At 38.2% G+C, this 18,767-nt stretch carries 15 protein-coding genes; all 15 read left to right on the top strand.

Annotated elements, in window-relative coordinates; genetic code table 11:
- Positions 1-504: 504 nt before the first annotated feature.
- The 15 genes from BLV55_RS10515 (at position 505) to cas3 (ending at position 18,427) form a co-directional block, all read left to right on the top strand.
- Positions 505-1,260 (top strand): MerR family transcriptional regulator, encoded by a 756-nt coding sequence (locus BLV55_RS10515; protein ID WP_093314193.1) that lies wholly within the window; start codon positions 505-507, stop codon positions 1,258-1,260.
- 793 nt (positions 1,261-2,053) lie between these two features.
- Complete coding sequence (gene xerA, locus BLV55_RS10510) at positions 2,054-3,145, top strand: site-specific tyrosine recombinase/integron integrase (protein WP_242870105.1); 1,092 nt, start codon at positions 2,054-2,056, stop codon at positions 3,143-3,145.
- Positions 3,146-3,307: 162 nt separating this feature from the next.
- Entirely contained in the window at positions 3,308-4,774 is a 1,467-nt protein-coding gene (locus BLV55_RS10505; protein WP_093314191.1) for an FRG domain-containing protein, read from the top strand.
- Positions 4,775-4,981: 207 nt separating this feature from the next.
- Positions 4,982-6,256 (top strand): hypothetical protein, encoded by a 1,275-nt coding sequence (locus BLV55_RS10500; protein WP_093314189.1) that lies wholly within the window; start codon positions 4,982-4,984, stop codon positions 6,254-6,256.
- A gap of 297 nt (positions 6,257-6,553) precedes the next feature.
- Positions 6,554-7,585 carry a hypothetical protein gene (locus BLV55_RS10495; protein ID WP_093314187.1) on the top strand — a complete coding sequence of 344 codons (1,032 nt, stop codon included), beginning with the start codon at positions 6,554-6,556 and terminating at the stop codon, positions 7,583-7,585.
- Between the two features lie 297 nt (positions 7,586-7,882).
- Positions 7,883-8,797 (top strand): hypothetical protein, encoded by a 915-nt coding sequence (locus BLV55_RS10490; RefSeq protein WP_093314185.1) that lies wholly within the window; start codon positions 7,883-7,885, stop codon positions 8,795-8,797.
- Positions 8,798-9,187: 390 nt separating this feature from the next.
- Entirely contained in the window at positions 9,188-9,661 is a 474-nt protein-coding gene (locus tag BLV55_RS10485) for a GNAT family N-acetyltransferase (RefSeq protein ID WP_093314182.1), read from the top strand.
- Positions 9,662-9,843: 182 nt separating this feature from the next.
- Positions 9,844-10,185 (top strand): SRPBCC family protein, encoded by a 342-nt coding sequence (locus BLV55_RS10480; protein ID WP_093314180.1) that lies wholly within the window; start codon positions 9,844-9,846, stop codon positions 10,183-10,185.
- Positions 10,100-10,474, top strand: a complete 375-nt coding sequence (locus BLV55_RS14610; RefSeq protein ID WP_176968376.1) for an ATP-binding cassette domain-containing protein — start codon at positions 10,100-10,102, stop codon at positions 10,472-10,474. Before BLV55_RS10480 ends, BLV55_RS14610 begins: the two co-directional genes overlap by 86 nt.
- A 16-nt stretch (positions 10,475-10,490) precedes the next feature.
- Entirely contained in the window at positions 10,491-11,270 is a 780-nt protein-coding gene (locus BLV55_RS10470) for a class I SAM-dependent methyltransferase (protein WP_176968375.1), read from the top strand.
- Positions 11,271-11,561: 291 nt separating this feature from the next.
- Positions 11,562-12,302 carry a CRISPR-associated endoribonuclease Cas6 gene (gene cas6, locus BLV55_RS10465; RefSeq protein WP_093314173.1) on the top strand — a complete coding sequence of 247 codons (741 nt, stop codon included), beginning with the start codon at positions 11,562-11,564 and terminating at the stop codon, positions 12,300-12,302.
- 4 nt (positions 12,303-12,306) lie between these two features.
- Entirely contained in the window at positions 12,307-14,358 is a 2,052-nt protein-coding gene (locus tag BLV55_RS10460) for a hypothetical protein (protein ID WP_093314171.1), read from the top strand.
- A complete protein-coding gene (locus BLV55_RS10455; protein ID WP_176968374.1) occupies positions 14,345-15,310 on the top strand; it encodes a CRISPR-associated protein in 966 nt (321 codons plus the stop codon). Before BLV55_RS10460 ends, BLV55_RS10455 begins: the two co-directional genes overlap by 14 nt.
- Positions 15,311-15,326: 16 nt before the next feature.
- A complete protein-coding gene (gene cas5, locus BLV55_RS10450) occupies positions 15,327-16,031 on the top strand; it encodes a CRISPR-associated protein Cas5 (RefSeq protein ID WP_093314169.1) in 705 nt (234 codons plus the stop codon).
- Complete coding sequence (gene cas3, locus BLV55_RS10445) at positions 16,019-18,427, top strand: CRISPR-associated helicase Cas3' (protein ID WP_093314167.1); 2,409 nt, start codon at positions 16,019-16,021, stop codon at positions 18,425-18,427. Before cas5 ends, cas3 begins: the two co-directional genes overlap by 13 nt.
- Positions 18,428-18,767 lie beyond the last annotated feature (340 nt).

Raw genomic sequence — 18,767 nt, 5'->3', positions numbered from 1 at the left:
CTAAAAATGACTGACTCACTCACTTTCATATTAGAGTAATGACTGAGAAAATCAACCCCCCCATATCCACGCCCTGGTGCTATAAATAAAGATAAGCTGGTGGAAAGCGAAAGCCCCTCTATCATGCTCCTTTGTAAACCTAACTTTTGCCTTGTCCTTCCTTTTATTATCTTTTGAACTCGCCTTGTCCTATTTTCCTAGTCATAAAGAGACCGGTAGCTTTCTCGGATATCACCAGCCGCTAATTTTCCTTCACAATAGAGAGTTTCATCAGGTCAGTAAAGTTCGCCTTGAAAAAAATCGTCGGATCAGGAAGTTTCATTTACTATGGGAGTTTTAGGTTTACTTGCAATAGTGGTAGTGGCGATTGGGTTCATCCTTTTAGCAATGATAAAAATTTTTTCTAAAATGAGTTGACATTTACGTAACGTAATCGTTTATCTTATAGACAAGGGGTTAACAGCAGAAGGGAGAGCGAAATGATTAAGAAAGGAGCAGAAAACGATGGAATATAACATTAACAAGCTGGCAAAACTTGCGGGCGTTAGCACCCGTACCCTGCGATATTATGATGAGATAGAGATTTTATCTCCACGACGGATCCCTAGTAATGGGTACCGGGTTTACGGTCAAAAGGAAGTTGACGTACTTCAGCAAATAATGTTCTACCGAGAGTTAGGTGTACCCCTTGACGAAATCAAAAAAATCATCTGGTCAAAAGACTACGATGGGATCACATTGCTGCAAGGCCACCTGTCGGCCCTAAAAGAAAAAAAAGAGCAGATAGAGTTGCTGATATCCAATGTGGAAAAAACTATTGCAACATCGAAAGGAGAAGGAACAATGACTGACAAAGAAAAATTCGAAGGCTTCAAAAAGAAAATGATTGAAGACAATGAACAACAATATGGAGCAGAGATCCGAGAAGCCTATGGTGACGATGTTATAGATGCCAGCAACACCAAAATAATGGGCTTAACACCAGAGAAATATGAAAAAAGCCAAGCATTATCCCAGCAAATCAAAGAAGCATTAAACGCTGCCTTTGAGCAGCAGGATCCCTCCAGTGAAGCTGCCCAAAAGGCATGCGCTTTGCACAAAGAATGGCTTGGGTACTATTGGAATCATTACTCAAAAGAAGCACACCTTGGATTGGCCCAAACCTATGTCGATGACATTCGGTTCAAAAAGTATTACGATGACATTGCAGAAGGTTGCGCAGAATTTTTTCAAGAAGCTCTAAAGATCTATTGCCAATAAGAACGAGTGCTAGCGCTACTATTTGAGGACAGTCTAGATTTCGCGAAAGAAAATCTTAAGGGATAGCGAGTCAGGCTTAGTGGATAATCACATCCCCATATCAAACGATCGGTTGATTAGCAACAAATCCCATTCCATGTATCCGGAATTGCAGCGGATTGTCAAGGCAGTTACCAGACCGGATATGACAGATTACGAAAAAGCATACGCTCTCAGCTCAGCTACTGGGTGGCCGACAACGTGTTTCGTAAAGAGGAAAGAGTTAGGGTGGAGGAGTTTGACATTTCCTTTCAGGAGATGATGGAGAAGCGCAGGTTTAACCATATTTCCTCGTCATCATTGTAACTCCATAAACCTCATCAACCACGAAACACTGGGCAAGATGTAATAGGTAATGGTGAAGCCCCAAACCTCAATATTCCTTACTGTTTCAAAAAAAGTAGTATTCTTAGAACGTGTTCCCCCGAAAGCATGACTATGCCAACCGCCTCCCACCTGAGAGAATGAACGCAGAAAAGGAGGTGGTTTTCTATGACCTAAAAAGAAACAAAAGAAGGGCTCAAAGAGCAATAATGCTTTTATCCAATGGAGGACAATTCGATTATATTGGGGGGGATTTTGCGTTGACAAATACAAAAATCTCATTAGTTGTATAAAATACAGAATTTTATACAAAGTTTGCTAGATTTGCAGGTATAACTAAGGCATAATAAAAGCAGAGGGCATATGGGCAAGATAGATATACCCGCTTTTAAGAGAGCTGGCTCAGCATGAGACAGGAGGGGGGGCATACTTGATAACCATTTTTCAAAAAAATGCAGACGAACTATCGGTTTCCTTTCCCTACACACCCGAGAGAGTAAAGCGCATTAAGAAAATCACTGGCAGAAGATGGGATCCAAAAAGCAAGTGCTGGTTGGTGCCTAACACTTCTGGCAGTCAATCGCAACTAATGCATGAGTTTCAAGATGAAGAAATTATTTGGGACTCCATGACGCTGGAGAAAACAAAAGATGAAAAAGCGCTTGAAGTTCAGGCGGCTGATTCAAATAACACATTGACGCATCTTAAAAAGCAATTGACACTCAAAGGCTATACCAGCAAAACCATCAAGGCATATCTGGGTCAAGTGAAGAGGTTTTTAGAGTATGCAAACAAAGACACACAGGCACTTGATAAACAAGATGTTGAACAATACATGTATGTCTTGTTACATGATCAGGAAAACAGTCACTCATACGTCAATCAAACATTAAGTGCAATCAAGTTCTTTTTTCAGTTTGTCTTAAAACATAAGCCGTTGACTTACGAAATACCAAGACCTAAAAAAGAAAACAAGCTTCCTGAAGTCTTAAATAATGAAGAAGTGATTGCTGTTTTAAGCAAAGTGAGCAATCACAAACATAAAGCTATTTTATATTTGGTCTACTCTTCCGGACTCAGAGTGGGTGAAGTGGTGCGGCTTAAAGTTGAGAACATTGATGCACAAAGAATGATGATTCATATTAAGCAAGGGAAGGGAAGAAATGATCGATATACGATCTTATCGGAGGTGGCATTAAAAGTGCTTAGAAAATATGCGGCAATGGAGAAACCGACAGACTGGCTTTTTCCTGGCGGGAAAGAAAATAGTTTTTTAACTGAAAGATCAGTGCAAAAAGTATTTAGTAAAGCATGCCAGGAAGCGAATATTAAAAAGAGGGCATCAGTCCATACGCTGAGGCATTCTTTTGCAACGCATTTACTGGAAGGTGGAACAGATTTGCGATACATCCAAGAGCTGTTGGGACATAAAAGTTCCAAAACCACGGAGATATACACGCATGTGAGCAGTAAGAGTCTTAGAAAAATACAGAGTCCGTTGGATAGGTTGTTGGAAGAGTAAAACAAATGGGCTTTGTACTGTTACAGAAAGAAGTTGATATTAGCGAACCTTGGTTCGCTAATACCTATCGAAATAGGAGGTAAAGCGAACTGAGTGGCGGGAATAAGACGTTATGCAAAAGAACCAATTAGTTTGTAGAGGGTTAATAATAGGAGAGATAGTATGAAACAAGTAACCATTAGAAGTTTTAACGAATACATAGAATTCGTAGAAAAATATAAAGGAACTCATTTTTTCAGAGGACAGGCTAACAGTGAATGGGAAGTAGGTCCTAATATTTTTAGAGATGAGACAAAATTATCAGAGGAATGCAAATATATCAACAGGAAACTTACTGACAATAGCCTAGAAATACTGTCTCATATTCTTGAATTACAGCACTATGGTAATGGAACAAGACTGTGTGATTTAACAATTAATCCTTTAGTTGCGTTATATTTTTCCATTGAAGATGATTTGCTTGATAATAAAGATTCGGCAATTTTTGTATTTGATGAATCTGAAATTTTGGAAGTGAATAGTTTTGAACTTCAAGTTTTACTAATCTTAACAGTAAAAAAGATTGACGCAGTTATAGAATTGCAAAGTGAAGTGAAGAAAGTTACAAATAGATTAGTTGATATTGAAGAACTTGTATCAATTATTAGTAAAAACTATATCATAAACCATAATATTAAACTTTCTTATTCAAATATGAGAGCTTTGTTACAGGGTGGTACAGGACTATTTTTTGGTTTTGAATCAGATGGCAACATAATTAAACGTAAAAATAATTCGAAAATCAACTCTATAATTGCAAAATTGATTATTCCTAATGAACTTAAATCAGATTTGAGACAGAGATTAAAGAATTATGGAATAAGTAAGCCAGTTTTATATGATGATGTAAGTAATAATTACAAAGGTTTAGAGTATGAAGTAATTGAGAAAGAGAAAAGCAACAATTTTGGGTTTAATAAACTTGTATTAGATATTATTGTATCTGATGTAGTATTTGTAGAAAGTGAAATTCAACAAATAGTATCTGATGTTTTTGATAGCACTAAAGTTAGATTTGGTAGTAATTCTAGAATTTTTATATATGTATATTATAATGAAGAGGATAAAAGGTCTTTTAATTGGATTGCTAGGACAGAAAATAATAAGGACTTCAATTGCTATAACCTTAAGTATAATATTGAATATCATGCCAAAAGAATGACATATTTTAATCAAGAGATTTCAGTTGATACCATCTTTTCAAAAACAGAGCCAATTACTACATTATGTCTTGCAGAAATGAAAAATGCAATTAATTATTTTGAAGAATGGAAGTTAGAGAATATTACTTATGAAATATACCTTGATTTATTAAAACAGATTAGTAAGAAGATATACAATCCTATTATGTATGACTTACAAGATATTTACCATGGAGGAAATACCTATCACAACTATTATGAATATAGTGATTTATTTTGTGGTGATGTTTATAATTTAGTTTTCGAGCAAATTACCTATTTAGAAAGAAATGAGAACCCATCAATAATTAGTTGGTGTTTCAATAAATGCTTAAAGGCTTGCGATTCTAGTTATAAAAAATATGACAATGAGAGAATACGTATTAAAAATAGTTTATCAAGACTTTAGATTTTGAAGTTTTCATTGGTTCATTCGCATAACATGACCATTCCCGCTAAGGGTGCAAGAAGCACCGTCACGAAGCGAGTTCAGCACCACACCTCCTCACTGGGTGCAAGCACCGCCAAGGGGGTATTCCTTTGGGGACCAGTTCGAAGGCGTCGGGAATGGCAGAGACGTTATCCGAAATTATACTAGATTTTTGGAGGAGTTAATATGAAAGTATTAATTGATAATAGTACGATTACCGCAGCATTTAGAGCGGCTGGTAAAATCGAGATGAATAATAGAGAGCTTTTTGATTTAGATGTTGCCAGCTTGAGAGTACTAGTAGATACATTGGTATTAGCTGATGAGATTGCTGTACTCGATAATTACAAGCAGGAATACTCGGCTGAACGTAAGCTATGGCTAAATCACTCAGATATCTTTTTCCATGAGATTGATGATAAGCTTGATAAAAAAATGATAAAAGATGCAAGGGCTCATGTGTCCAACTGGAAAATGACACAACATCTTGGTACTGAGTTAAGTAGGTTGTTTGACGATATATCAATAATGTTCAAACACGCTTGGAGGCATTCAGAATCCTTTTTGGTATTAAAAGCATTAGGAGTAGAGGATAAGTATGGTTCATCGATTACTAAGGCTTTAAGAGACAATTTATATGGTCGGTCTGCTGAGATGGATAAATTCATTGACAAATCGTTGAAGTCCTACAATAAGGAAACTTCAAAGGTTGCACAGTCGATGATTTGGGCATCGATTAGAACCGTTTACTATCGAGAAGCATCAAAGCATCTTGGGGCTGAGTATAGCCCACATCCTCTGCGTAATCTATACAATACGAAATGTATTTTATTTGATAACCACCCCTATACAAGAAAGTATAAATTACATTCGAATAAGATTATTGATCCAAGAAAAGCAAAAACGAGAGAAGAGTGTATTATTATGTATGAAGAGATATCTAAAGGTGAAAGTTACTATAGTGAATTAAATTCATTCTTTAGTCAATTCTGGACTGAGTGTAACGAAAAAGACGATAATGTCTTTGGTGTCCAAACATATGATGTTGATATGCCTCCATTCTTAGCGTTTGTACTTAATAGAGCAAGTGGGTCAAAAGATATAATGGATGCTATTTTCAAGTTAAGAGAAGCGAAAGAAGTTGTAGCATTAAGAAATAAACTTAGATTCATACATCAAGAGTGCCTTGATGATAACCAAGCTAAACACATTAGAGAATTTGCAATTGAAATGCGGGATTTAAAGTCGTATATGCAAAGATATCTAGGTTATGATAGGGAGAAAGTGGGAGTTAGTGTGAAAATGCTTTCTTATGATATGACTGTACCAAGGTTTATGACAAAACCACTTTATCCTCATAAACCCCATTTGGCAATTATTCGAGATGTAGTTCTTGAACTAGCAAGTGCCAGTACAATGGGAAGAATGGTTGATAAGCTTTGGTATGAGAGAAAATTCTAAAGTGAGTCCACTACATGGACTTACATATGGCCATGCTAACGAGACGAGACTCACAATATGATTTTATAGTATAGTCATCTATATGTCAACTATAATTCCGTATAACGTCGTCTAACAGACTGTTCCCAACATGCGCAAGAACAAGGAAAATGCACACGTCGTCAATACGCGGAACGTTAGCAGACAGAATCAATAAGTTTTTATTTAAACATAGGTTATAACAATAATTATTTAACATATAAAGTATAGCTAAATAAGATAGAGAAGTATATAATAATACAACTTAGGCGGTGTACCATGAAAGAAAAAATACAAGTTGAGGCTTATTATCCAGATGAAATAAATGGTTCTGAAAGATTTAAATTAATTTTGGAAATAAAAAATTTAAGTGATAATGAAATTGTTATAAAAAATGTAAAGGAACATTTATCACCAGGCAAAATTACTTATCTTGATACTTCATCAACCCATTATGATTTGGAGAATATGTTCTTTTATAAAAATAGTATACTTGATGAAATGTGGGAACAAACAAAAGATGCAAGTAAGATTTTAATGTTGAAAAAATATCCAATAAAATATAGGTTGGCAAAAATACTTAGATTTTTATCTGAAAACTTTATACTTTATTCTCTTACGAGAATTATAGATACAAATGAGCTTTATAAAACATATTTTCCAGAAGAACATTATAATAATTCATTTTATTTAAATGATCAAACATTAGAAATTTTGAAAGCTGACTATATTGAGAAACTTGATGATGATAATGAAATAAAAAAGGCTTTCATTAGAAATGAAAAAAAATTAGAAAGTTTAAATAAAAAAATAGATGAATGTTCAAAAACAAATGATGGAAAAGAAATAGAATTTGGAAAAATTGTAAAACCAAATAATTATACAAAAATATCAATGCAATTTACATGTCATATGAAATGGAAATATAGTAAAGAAAATTTTATTATTAATATTTTATATAAAGATAAAGATGGAACTTTTAATGAAGTTTTTAAGGACATTGATTTAAGTATAAAACCTTCAAAATTAACAGTGATATGGGGTGCAATTTTAGGAGTTGTAATTACAATATTATTAACAAAAACGACTGAAATTATAGGATTAATAGATGGAAGTATACATGATAGTAGCATAATTTTTTCTTCATTTTTAGATTTTATTTTAGCTATTTGTTTAGGTTTTTTTGTTTACGATGGTTCTCGAAAATCATCTATAAAGGCTGAAGGTATTAGTGGAGGCGCAATTTTAGGAGTATTAGCAGTAATGGGTAAAGAAAAATTATTAGAAATTTTTTCAATATTAATTAAATAGGCAAAAGAAAATTAAGTACATAAGTGACACGAGTTTTGCTTAATGGCTACTGGAAGTTTCCATTGATTCCATCGCCTAACAGAGTGTGCCCAACATCCATCAGTAGTTTGAGTAGGGCTTCGTGAGAACTGATGGACGTCGGGAACACTCAGACCGTTCTCCGAAACCATACGTAAAAGGACGCGGCGTCCTGCCGCGGGTTTTGGAAGAACATTTTATAGAGTTTTGTTAATTCACATTTGTAGATAAGTGTGTAGTAAAGATTATTTATATTTGGCGAGGGAGGAAAAAGAGGGAATGAAAAAAACAACAACGTATATTTTAGTTGCTGCACTGATAGTTTTGCAGTTATATTCCTTAGTAAAGATAAATTCATTGCAAAGCATGATTGAAAACACCAATAACACCATCAATTCTGTTGAAAATCGGTTAGATAATCAAATTAACTCCATCTATCAAAATGTAGATCAAAAATTAGAGGCGCAAGCAAGCTTAATTCATAATTCCACCACAAAAGTAGGAAAACTGGATATTGTTACCATTACTATACCTATTACATTTACGATAGAGCCAAAGATAGTAACGGAAACTATGTCAGTAGCGCTTGATTTTAACGGAGAGATTGTCCGACTTGAGAAATCAGGATTGCAGTATTCCACTACCAAAAATTTTGAAATATCGGATAGTATTTCCCCCAAGATTATTATGGAGGATGATGGCGTAAAAAACATCGAAGAACACATGGGATTGAGGGTGTCAAACATAAGAGAGCAAGTATTCCCCTTCATTTTTGCTCGCTTTTCTGCGCAATCTTCCTATGGATCAAATGAATATCGTGCAAAAGGACATCTTGATATAGATTATAAGCCTTCACGGGAGAATAATAATACCTTTATTGATATGAAATATGTGATTAAAGTGGATGATGAAATCATAAAAGAGACACCCGTTGTGTGGGGAAAAAATAGTGAATCAGGGAGGATATTTACACTTGACATTGACGACAAATATTCTATAAATGATGGACAAATCCTTACTTCCAATATTGTGGCGGTAGACAGTTTTGGATTTACGCACGAATATTTGGTAACACATTTTGTAGTTGGTTCAAATGTGCAAAGAGAGCCTTATCTTAAACAAGAGAAGATAATAGCACCTAACGGGAAAATCGTTTACCTGTTTGACGAAAACAATTATGAGAAGATAAATTAGTAAAATATTCTCATATAGATAATGAGCATTATCTATATGTACATTATTAATAAAATCTGCAATATAGGTCAAGTTCATGATTCAGAGGGCGTATGGCATCATCTAACAAAACATTTGCATAAAGGTGCTGGAAGCACGTGTCAAGGGTATGTTCAGCACCACACCTTCTCACTGGGAGCGAAGCTCCACTATGGGGTATTCCTTTTGGGTCCAGTTCGAAGGCGTCGCAAATGCAGGAACGTTAGGCGAAAGAATCAATTTATGTTTAAGGAATTACTTAGTTTTAATCAAAACAGTTAAGAAAAAACCTAAGAAAATTATGAATCTATGGAGGTTATTTAATGTCTGGAATTAAATCCATGTACTAAAACAATAGATCGAAGGTACAAAATGAATTACAGGATAAGACAAGCAAGAAAAAATGATTATATGTTGCTAGATGAATTTATATACGAGGCTATTTTTATTCCAGAAGGTATGGAGGCACCTCCCAAAAGCATTATTAATCAACAAGATATACAGGTGTATGTTTCTGATTTTGGAAAGAAAAAAGATGATTATTGCCTGCTAGCTGAAGTTGATGAAGTAGTGGTAGGAGCAGCTTGGGTGAGAATTATGAATGATTACGGTCATCTTGACAGTGAAACACCATCATTGGCAATATCTGTGTATAATGAATATCGTGGACATGGAATAGGTACAGCTCTGATGGAACAATTACTGATATCATTAAAGGAAAAAGGATATAAGAAAACATCGTTAGCAGTACAGAAAGCAAATTATGCTTATAAATTGTACTTAAAGGTAGGGTATGAAATCGTTGATGAAAATGAAGAAGAATACATAATGGTTCGCTATTTTTGAATTTATTTATTGGCCTTTTCAATTGATTTCTATATTTTGTAAATTAAATTGTCAGGTTATAGCAACACCCATTGATTCCATCGCCTAACGGTGGGTATATAAAATGGCTTCGGCAACTTCGGGCACCCGCGAAACGTTATGTGCAAGTTTGAGTTAAATCTAAATACTAAGAGGATACAATAATGAAGAATAGAATATCAACCGCGACGGAAGTCATAAATTATAGGATTGAAGATGTTTGGGATGCTATTACGGACAATGAAAATTGGCAATGGCGAAGTGATCTTCAGGATCTCAAAATCCTTAATGATGAAACTTTTGTCGAATATGGCAAAGGAGGCATGGAGATTCATTTCACAATAACTAAGAAAGAAAAGCATGAGGTCTATGGATTTACCATGAACAGCAAACATTTCTCAGGAGAATGGATAGGTATTTTTGAAGAATTACCGGAAAACAAAACAAGAATTACATTTACTGGCAAGAGCGTTTGCCCAAGAAACAGAAATATTACTGTTAGATGAACCCACGGCTAGCTTGGATTTCAAAAACCAAATGCTTCTTTGGCAAACCATTCGCAGGAACATGAAATCAGGAAAAACAGCAATGATTTGCACTCACGATCCCAACCATGTTCTTTGGTTTTGTGATTCTGTAGTGGTTTTGGGAAGGCAGGGAACCATTGTGGCTAGTGGATGCCCTCGGAAAGTACTGACGAATAAGGTGCTTAATGAGATCTACGGCGAAGTAAGCCAAGTGAAACAACTGGATAATCGTTCCGTTGTAATTCCATTATTTCATGAAAGCTGTTGATCATGGAGGGGATTTTTTGAAAAGAGAAAGAGAAATAAAGATGAAAGATGCCATTCAACAATGTTGGGATAAAAATGCCATTGAGTACGATGAAGGCTATGACCATGGCATTAAAAGCAATCGTGAGAAAGAAGCATGGATGAAGTGGCTGGCACAGAGGATCGGTGACGAATCGAAGATTATTTTAGATATTGGAACGGGCACTGGTAATTTGGCGCTTATGTTGGCTGAAATGGGTCATTATGTGAAAGGCATCGATGTTTCAGCAGCCATGCTGGAGATAGCTATTGAAAAGAGCGTCGCATATCGGGACAAGATTACCTATGAGCAACAAGACGTACATGATTTGGCACTTGAGGTTGAAGCCAGGTATGATGCAGTGGTGGGACGTAATGTACTATGGACTTTGACGGATCCGCAACAAGCATTGCAGGGCTGGTATCGAGTGATCAAACCAGGCGGAATGTTTATTATGATAGATGGGAACTGGTTTACCCCCACCTATTGCCAAAAATGGGGTAAAAGACTGGGGGGAATACTGCAGAGCATGGGAATGGCTGAAAAAGAAAATAGCAGCTATAGCCACGAAATGATCAATAACTTGCCATTGATTGAACAAGATGGAGTGCATCATTTTATACGAATAGCAGAGAAGGTAGGCTTTGAGTCAGTGACACAACACCCACTCAAACCCTTGGATCAGATTATTAATAAGCAGATGTCCTTTGTTCAAAGATTGATAAATGCACATCATCGCTATGGTATTGTTGGCTATAAAGCAAGGGGAGTAAGATGAAATGGAAACAACTTGAGAGCCTATCCATAGAGGGAAAAAACCACTTTTGTCATAAATATAGTAGTTAGCATTTTAAGACCTTGCTATCTCGAAGATAGATGCGGTATAATATATACTAACTAAGTAATTAAATCGCTGGAGGCGGACATCATGAAAAACATGCGTCTGAAAGCCAACGATATCTACGTAAGTCAAACAAGGGAAAAACCCTTCAATTTTGTGATTGCAAAACCGGTCTCTCATAAGAAGAGCCGGTTTTTTGTGTGAAAAAAGAGGAGAGAAGGTGTAAAAATGCGACTGGAAATAACGTTTAAAGCAGAAAAAAGAGTAAGTTTGCCGATACATTACAATTATTATTTACAGGGGATGATTTATCGGCACATATCCAAAGAACTGGCCACATTTTTGCATGACAATGGGTTTCCTTACGAAAACAGGAAATTTCGTCTTTTTTGCTTTAGTCAATTGGAGGGAGATTCTGTCTACGTGAAAAAGAACAAGCGTATTGAGTTCGATGGCTTGATTAAACTCAATATCACATCACCAATTCCGGAATTCTGCCAGGAACTAGGGAACAGCTTGTTATTTGCTGAGACAGTAGAACTAGCCAATCAAACCCTAAAAGTCCAAGAGGTTGCTGCTCGTTCGAATCGAGTAATCGATTCGAAAGGAACCTTTAAACTTATCTCGCCTGCAACGGTATATAGCACTCTACAGCGGCCGGATGGAGGAAAATATACGGTTTATCATTCACCGGAAGAAAAAGAATTTGAGCAACAGGTAGATAAAAACCTGAGAAAAAAATACATGTCTTTATATGGTCAGGAGCCACCCAAAGGCCTCGTAAAAACCCAGCCCTTGAATCCAAGCCGCCAAAGCGTCATATACTACAAAACCAGTTTTATAAAAGGCTACTCATGTCAGATGCAAATGGAAGGTCCGATTCAACTACTTCAAATGGCTATGGACACAGGGATTGGTAGTAAAAATAGTCAAGGATTTGGATGCCTCAAAGAAATTGAAAGGAGGTGAAAAAATGTTAGTTTCTTCAATGATTCAAATTGGAATGCCTATTGCTGAAAGTTCTTGTCTGTCAGCGAAAGAACGGGTTAAGTGGCTTTCGGATATTGAGTCAGATACTTGTAAGAATTACTTCCGAAATGTTTTTTTGGTGGAGGTGGGAGAAACAAAGACAGCACTACAGTATATGCAAGTGGGAAAAGTTGACCCAGAAGATCAAAAAAAGTTTATTGTCGATCATTTAAGCCGAAGCTCCGCATTTCCTGTTATTTTTCCTCAAGGAGGAAACCCAATAAAAGCTCAAGGAGTCTATCCGGCTCCCTGCTACTTGATGTACGAGGCTCACATCAATGGCATGACAAAGATTGAGGAGTTTAGAGAAAAAACATTGATGCCGCGGCTGAAAAGAACCCTTACTTTTCGAGACTGGAAAGAAGAGGAACTGCAGCAACTGGCTCAGCGAGTTTGTGAAACACTGGTACAAAATGCTGGAGCGTATATAACGGAAGAAAAACAGTTGGGCATACTGGCGCTGGTGAATTCAGACTGGAAGGGGCACTTGCTTTTAGATGAATCGAAAAGTGGCGAAAAAAATCTCATTCGAGTAGCAGAAAGCAAACTCCACCCAGGCAGATACTATTACCTGCAGGGTGAAGCGTTGTTGGAATCTCTGCTGGAAGCAAGGCTGGAAGAAGCCGCTACTCTGGGGAAGCAAAAGAAAGCTATATCTACTTTTTCGCATCAATCAGAAGAAGTAGTGTCCATCTATAACAAATCCTGGCCATGGCTTTCATCTACATGGGACGCCCCGAAATCCATTTACTGGGAAGAAAAAGATTGGACTCCTGGAATAAAGATTGATCGCAAGCATTACGAAGCATTTCTGTACGCATCACAATTCCTAAAAAGAATTCAAGTCCCTATATCTAATCCTATATTAAAAGAAATGTTTGCTCCAGCAGATCGGCCGGAAGCTAAAAGAAACATTAAACCTACCAGTTACGAAACCATCTACGGAATTCCAATTGTGCTACCTTTACTAGACGATCTTCCCTCTGTCCGTTACCAAAAATACGAACGAATGATGAAAAAAGAAGCAAAGGGCAAAACCCTACATCTGGAAGTACTGGCGGGAATGAAAGAAAGCATGGTACCAGAAATGAGCGATCATTACCGACTAACCATTCTTTATTATTCTGGGGATATGACAAAGGGAGCCATACACATACGGGCAATTCTGGAAGATATTATTCCCAGTGTGGCTCATCGTATTCAGGATATTTTGGCGGAGTTAAATCAAAAAGAATTATCTGCGATACAGGATGCTTTTGGGCTAGATAAAAAACCAATGTATCGGACAGAAAACCTGCCGTCGTTGCTGGGGAATGCGTATGGATCCAGTTACCTGTGGAATGCTCTGCAGGATACACTGCATCGAAACCCGTTAAGCCAAAGACAGGCACTACGGCTAACGGTAAAAAAACTGAATGAACTGGCAAACCAGAATGCAGATTGGGAGATGAAACAAGAATTAACATTTCTATTAAGTTTTCAATATTTTCTGTCGGAGTACCAGAACATGCTCAACATCAGTGAAAAGGAAGAGGTGAATCTATTGAGCCAGTGGAAAAATAGGTTGAGTCAATACCAGAAAGGATCCATAGACGAATCGGAGTTGCAGACACCTCAACAAACAGGCTTTACTACAGGGTTATTCCTTAAGCAATTTGGAAATGCCTACTATCGAAAAACAGGTAAAGACTTTGTAAAAACACGGGTAATGACCTTTGGCAGTCGTCTTACACCAGAAGTAATCTGGAAAAATGGCCTGCTTAAATGCGAAGAGCTCACAGGTAAGTGGGATTTAAAACATGCAGCCAATTATTGGTCTGTACTTCCGCCTCTGTTACTGGCCTTTATAGATCAGGAGCCGGAGAAAAACTGGAAACAAAAAGAAAAAGATTTATTTATGACTGCTTTTTGGGCTGGTTACCATATGTATCAAAAGCCTGAAGAAAACGATGAAGAAAATCAAAATCAGGGAGGCGAAAAAAATGAGTATTCATAACGGCGAGTTTTTATTTATTAAATCCGTCAAAGATGGTATTCCAAACAGAGATCCCCTAAATGACAGCGATGCAAGAAGACTCTTTCCAGAAGAGGATGGTCGTATTTCCTTGTCCGATGTATCCGTCAAGAGAGACACCAGGGATTTTGTTTTGGATAAGCATCCGGATGGAGGTGAGGATCAGAAAAACTTTATTTTTGTTCAGCAAAAAGCCAATGAAAATGGAAAGTTGCTAGGAAGAAAAGGACTGGCAGAAAGGATTGCAGAGCAGACTGGCCGTCAGGAAGATGCCAAATCAAATATGAAAGCATTGTTGACAGAGCACTGCTTTGATGTGCGAATCTTCGGGGTGGTATATTCAGTCAAACCAAAATTCCATTTAACAGGACCCGTTCAGCTAGGTTGGGGCCATTCCATGCACCCAGTGGATACGCAGTATGTCCAAGGAACAGTGGTCATGCCCAGTTCTGAAGGCGTAGACAGTCAGGGAGAAGACCAGGGAAAAACCCAGGGAACCATATGGACAACCTATACCCTTCCCTTTGCAGTCTTTATGATGCCTGGGGTTATCAATGAAAAAAATGCAGAACATACCGGCATGACAGAAGAAGATCAGGAACTGTTGCTACAGGCCCTGTGGCAGGGAACCCAGCATCGTCAGGCCAGAGGCAGGGGTCAGCAACAACCGCTGTTGCTGGTTCATGTGGAGTATAAAGATCCTTTTTATCGGATTGGCTATTTGGAAGACTTAGTTTCCCTGTTACCAGAGCCAGATACCTGGAGACAGGATGACAAAAGACCGGCTTCCCTACGGGACATAGAAATAGATGTGACGGAATTGATGGAAACCATCGAGCAGCAACAAGAAAAAATTCATCGCTGCCGTATCTGGAAACACCCTTCCCTAATCTTGAAAGGAGCCCAGGAAAAATTCTTACAGGAATCCTGGTAAAAGGAGGCGAAGACGGATGCAAGTGATTGCCTTCGATATTAAAAGCAGCATCGCGCATTTTAGAAAACCAGATACCACTACCACTCATTTAACTTATCCTTTCATTACACCAACAGCAGCCAAAGGCATGGTGGGTGCCATACTGGGAGAAGAAGACTTTACCACCTCCGATCGGGTAGGTATTCGTCTCCTAAAACCTGTAAGAACCATGGCTCAGCAAATGTCCATGTTGGGTAAAATAGGTGGGGCAACCTGTGATACGTATAATCGCCCAACAACCATGGAACTTTTAGTAAGTCCAGCATACCGAATCTACTATGCTGGAGAGGAATACGCAGAAAAACTGTATCATCAAATACGGGAAGGGAAAGCCGTTTATCCCACCTATTTAGGGAGCGCTTTTGCCCTAACCAAACCAGTAAACCCGCAAAAGTTAGATGCTGAACATTCAGACTCCCTTAAAAACAAACTGGTTCAATCCTTGACCGTTGTTCCAGTTCCTGTGATTGAAGAACTGGAACTAGTGGAAGATGCTCATTATTGTCGAGCCAATGGATTTCTTCGATACTATACAGGTAACCGTCACTTTGAAAAATCCGTAGATTATTTGTACGAACAAAATGGAAAGAGCATCACTTTTAAGCCCAAAAGCATTGAAACCTTTAAAGAAGAAGCCGTGAGTTTGTTTTCGACGGAAGAGGGATCACTATGCCTGCTGTAAAACCCTTTGAAGCATGTGTTGCAAGGCCCGCAGATGCTGAAAATGAATACCCGCTGATCAGTCACCTTGCTGGAGCCCTTGAAATTGGAATATCTTGGCTGCAGGAAGAAGATGAGACACAACGGCACTTATTTCAAATAGCGGTTTTATGCCACGATACCTTTAAAGCGCAACCAGAGTGGCAGCGGTATATTAACCGGAAAAACACAAGAGGGGATGGGCCGATCCACGCCCCTCCAGGTGCCTATCTCTTTTCGTACATTGGCTATCACTATCTAAAACAGGAAAACCAATGGGAAGCGTTCTGCTGTGAATGGATTCGGTTCATACGGGACATCGCAGATCACCACGGAACACTGAAAAATCTGGATACATTAGAAGAAGGTAGATGGATCAAAGCACTGACGGAAGAAACCATAGATTTCTCCGGTGCAGAAACCTTCTTTCACCAGCAGATTCCAGTACTAAAATCCATTTCCATCAACGCAGCATCCCTGGAAAAATGGCGAAAACAAGTAAGGGATCTTGTGGAAGAGGTACTGGATGAAATGGACCTGGGCCGTGAGGAATGGAATGCAATGGAAGCCATGCTGGAGTTGCAAAACTGGCGCCAGAGAACAACGGCATTGATGGTAGCCGATCGATTTGAGATCCAGCAAACAGAAACCCACTGGCTGGAAAAAACAGAGCATCAGAAAAATCTGAAAGAAATAAGCGCATTCTGCCAGAAAGCGGCCCACCATCCGTTGGCTCCTAGGAGACAAAAGGCGATGGAAAGCATTATGAAACAAGTGCAGGAGGAAAAGGAACGTCAAATTTTCACACTGGAAATGCCCACGGGATATGGAAAAACCTTAACAGCCCTTCGAATTGCTTCTTGGATGGGAGCGGAATTGGCATATAAAAAAGTGATCTATGTAGCACCCTACTTGTCCATCTTAGAACAAACCTTAAAGGTGATTCAGGATGCCATGCAGGCACAAGTGCTGGAACATCATTCCCTGGCCATTATGGAAGAAACCGCTCAGGAAGAAGCTGGAACCCTAGCAACTACCTATCGAAATAGCCGATTGGCAACAGAGGCATGGGCACACAGTATCGTGTGCACCACTTTTCAGCAGTTTTTTCGAGGAATACTGCCCCGGAAAGCTCAGCATACCCTAAGGCGCGCCTTTTTAAAGGATGCCGTCATCATTATTGATGAGCCGCAAATATTTAATGCAGATCTTTGGAATGTGTTTTTAATCAGCCTTGAAGCTATGAGCAGAATGATGAACCTTAAAATCATTTTTTTATCCGCCACCATGCCACCCTTTCAGTATGGATTGACCCAAGAACCGGCACGACTTTCCTTTACAACACAAGATCAACCGGAACGCTTTGTTCTTCGAATCCTACCAGATCCAATGAATGAAGAAGAGATTATTGATCACTGTGTTGCTGGAAATTATAGGACACAGTGCGTCATTGTCAATACTATTCGGGATGCCTATCGGATTTATAAAGGTTTGGAGGAAGAAGAGATAGAAGAACCACGGGAGTTATACTTGGTTCATGGCCTGATGACACCACTTCATAAAAAAATGATCATTGAAAAAATCAGAGAACGACTGACCGCAGTATCTTCAGAACGAATTTTGGTGGTTTCCACCCAAGTTCTGGAAGCTGGCGTAGACGTCAGTTTTCAGCGAATCATTCGTGCCAGAACCATTATGCCTTCTTTGATTCAGGCAGCAGGTAGAGTAAATCGGCATAATGAAATGGGCAACGAGGGAAGAGGTATTTTGGAAATGGTAACCTTACTAAGGGAAGGCCAGCGAGATACCAGCACCGCCATTTATCCAAGAGGATTGCTACGTATCACCGATCAGCAGCTAGAAGAAAAAATGGAATGGAAAGAATCGGAAGTCGACCAGTTGATTCAAAACTACTATGTTGAAATGTTTCGAGAAAACACTTATGAACAAAGCATTGTATACATTCGTGATGCCCTAGAAGGAAAATGGGATAAATTGGGGAATCTGGAAGTCTTCAGCCAGAGTTATCAGAAACTTTCGGTTTTCATCCCTTGGGATCCTTCAGAGGAAGATCAAAAATACTTACCAGAAGCCTTTATTCAATTGCAAAAAAGATTCCAGATCAACTGTGCCAAAGACCTATACGATTGTTATCAGGACTGGAATTACATGAAAAACAGGAGCTATGAAGACCGCAAAGCTTTTATGGTTCTATTTCATTATTACGTTATTGGTGTAAGCCTAAAAGACGCCTTACAGCATGTGCCTAGAGAAGATTTCTTGCAAGGCAAAACACCAATACTCTTTTCGGAAGATGGATATCACCAGGAAACTGGATTGACCTCACATTTCGAAGAAGATTACAATAAGTTTTTGTAAAATACTTTTGTCGTCGACCACCAGTGATGCAAAAAACACGGGAGATCGACGACAAATAACAAAACCATATAACGCTTGTGCTTAGGTGGTTTCACTGAAATTGAGTAAGGAAGAGTAGAAAAACTCAAATAATTGTGTTACACTTAATCTAGATTTATCAACGTCTTTTGCGGCCGCAAGCCTTCCTATAAGGAATTGAAACTTTCCTCTACGGCTGATTTGTAACAATCTTGCTTATCGCCGCAAGCCTTCCTATAAGGAATTGAAACCAAATATGACTAGCTAAAACCTTGCCATCATCAGCCATGCCGCAAGCCTTCCTATAAGGAATTGAAACTCT

The sequence above is a fragment of the Tindallia californiensis genome, from assembly GCF_900107405.1.
Classification (GTDB): Bacteria; Bacillota; Clostridia; order Peptostreptococcales; family Tindalliaceae; genus Tindallia; species Tindallia californiensis.
This window is presented reverse-complemented; position numbering and strand designations above follow the sequence as displayed.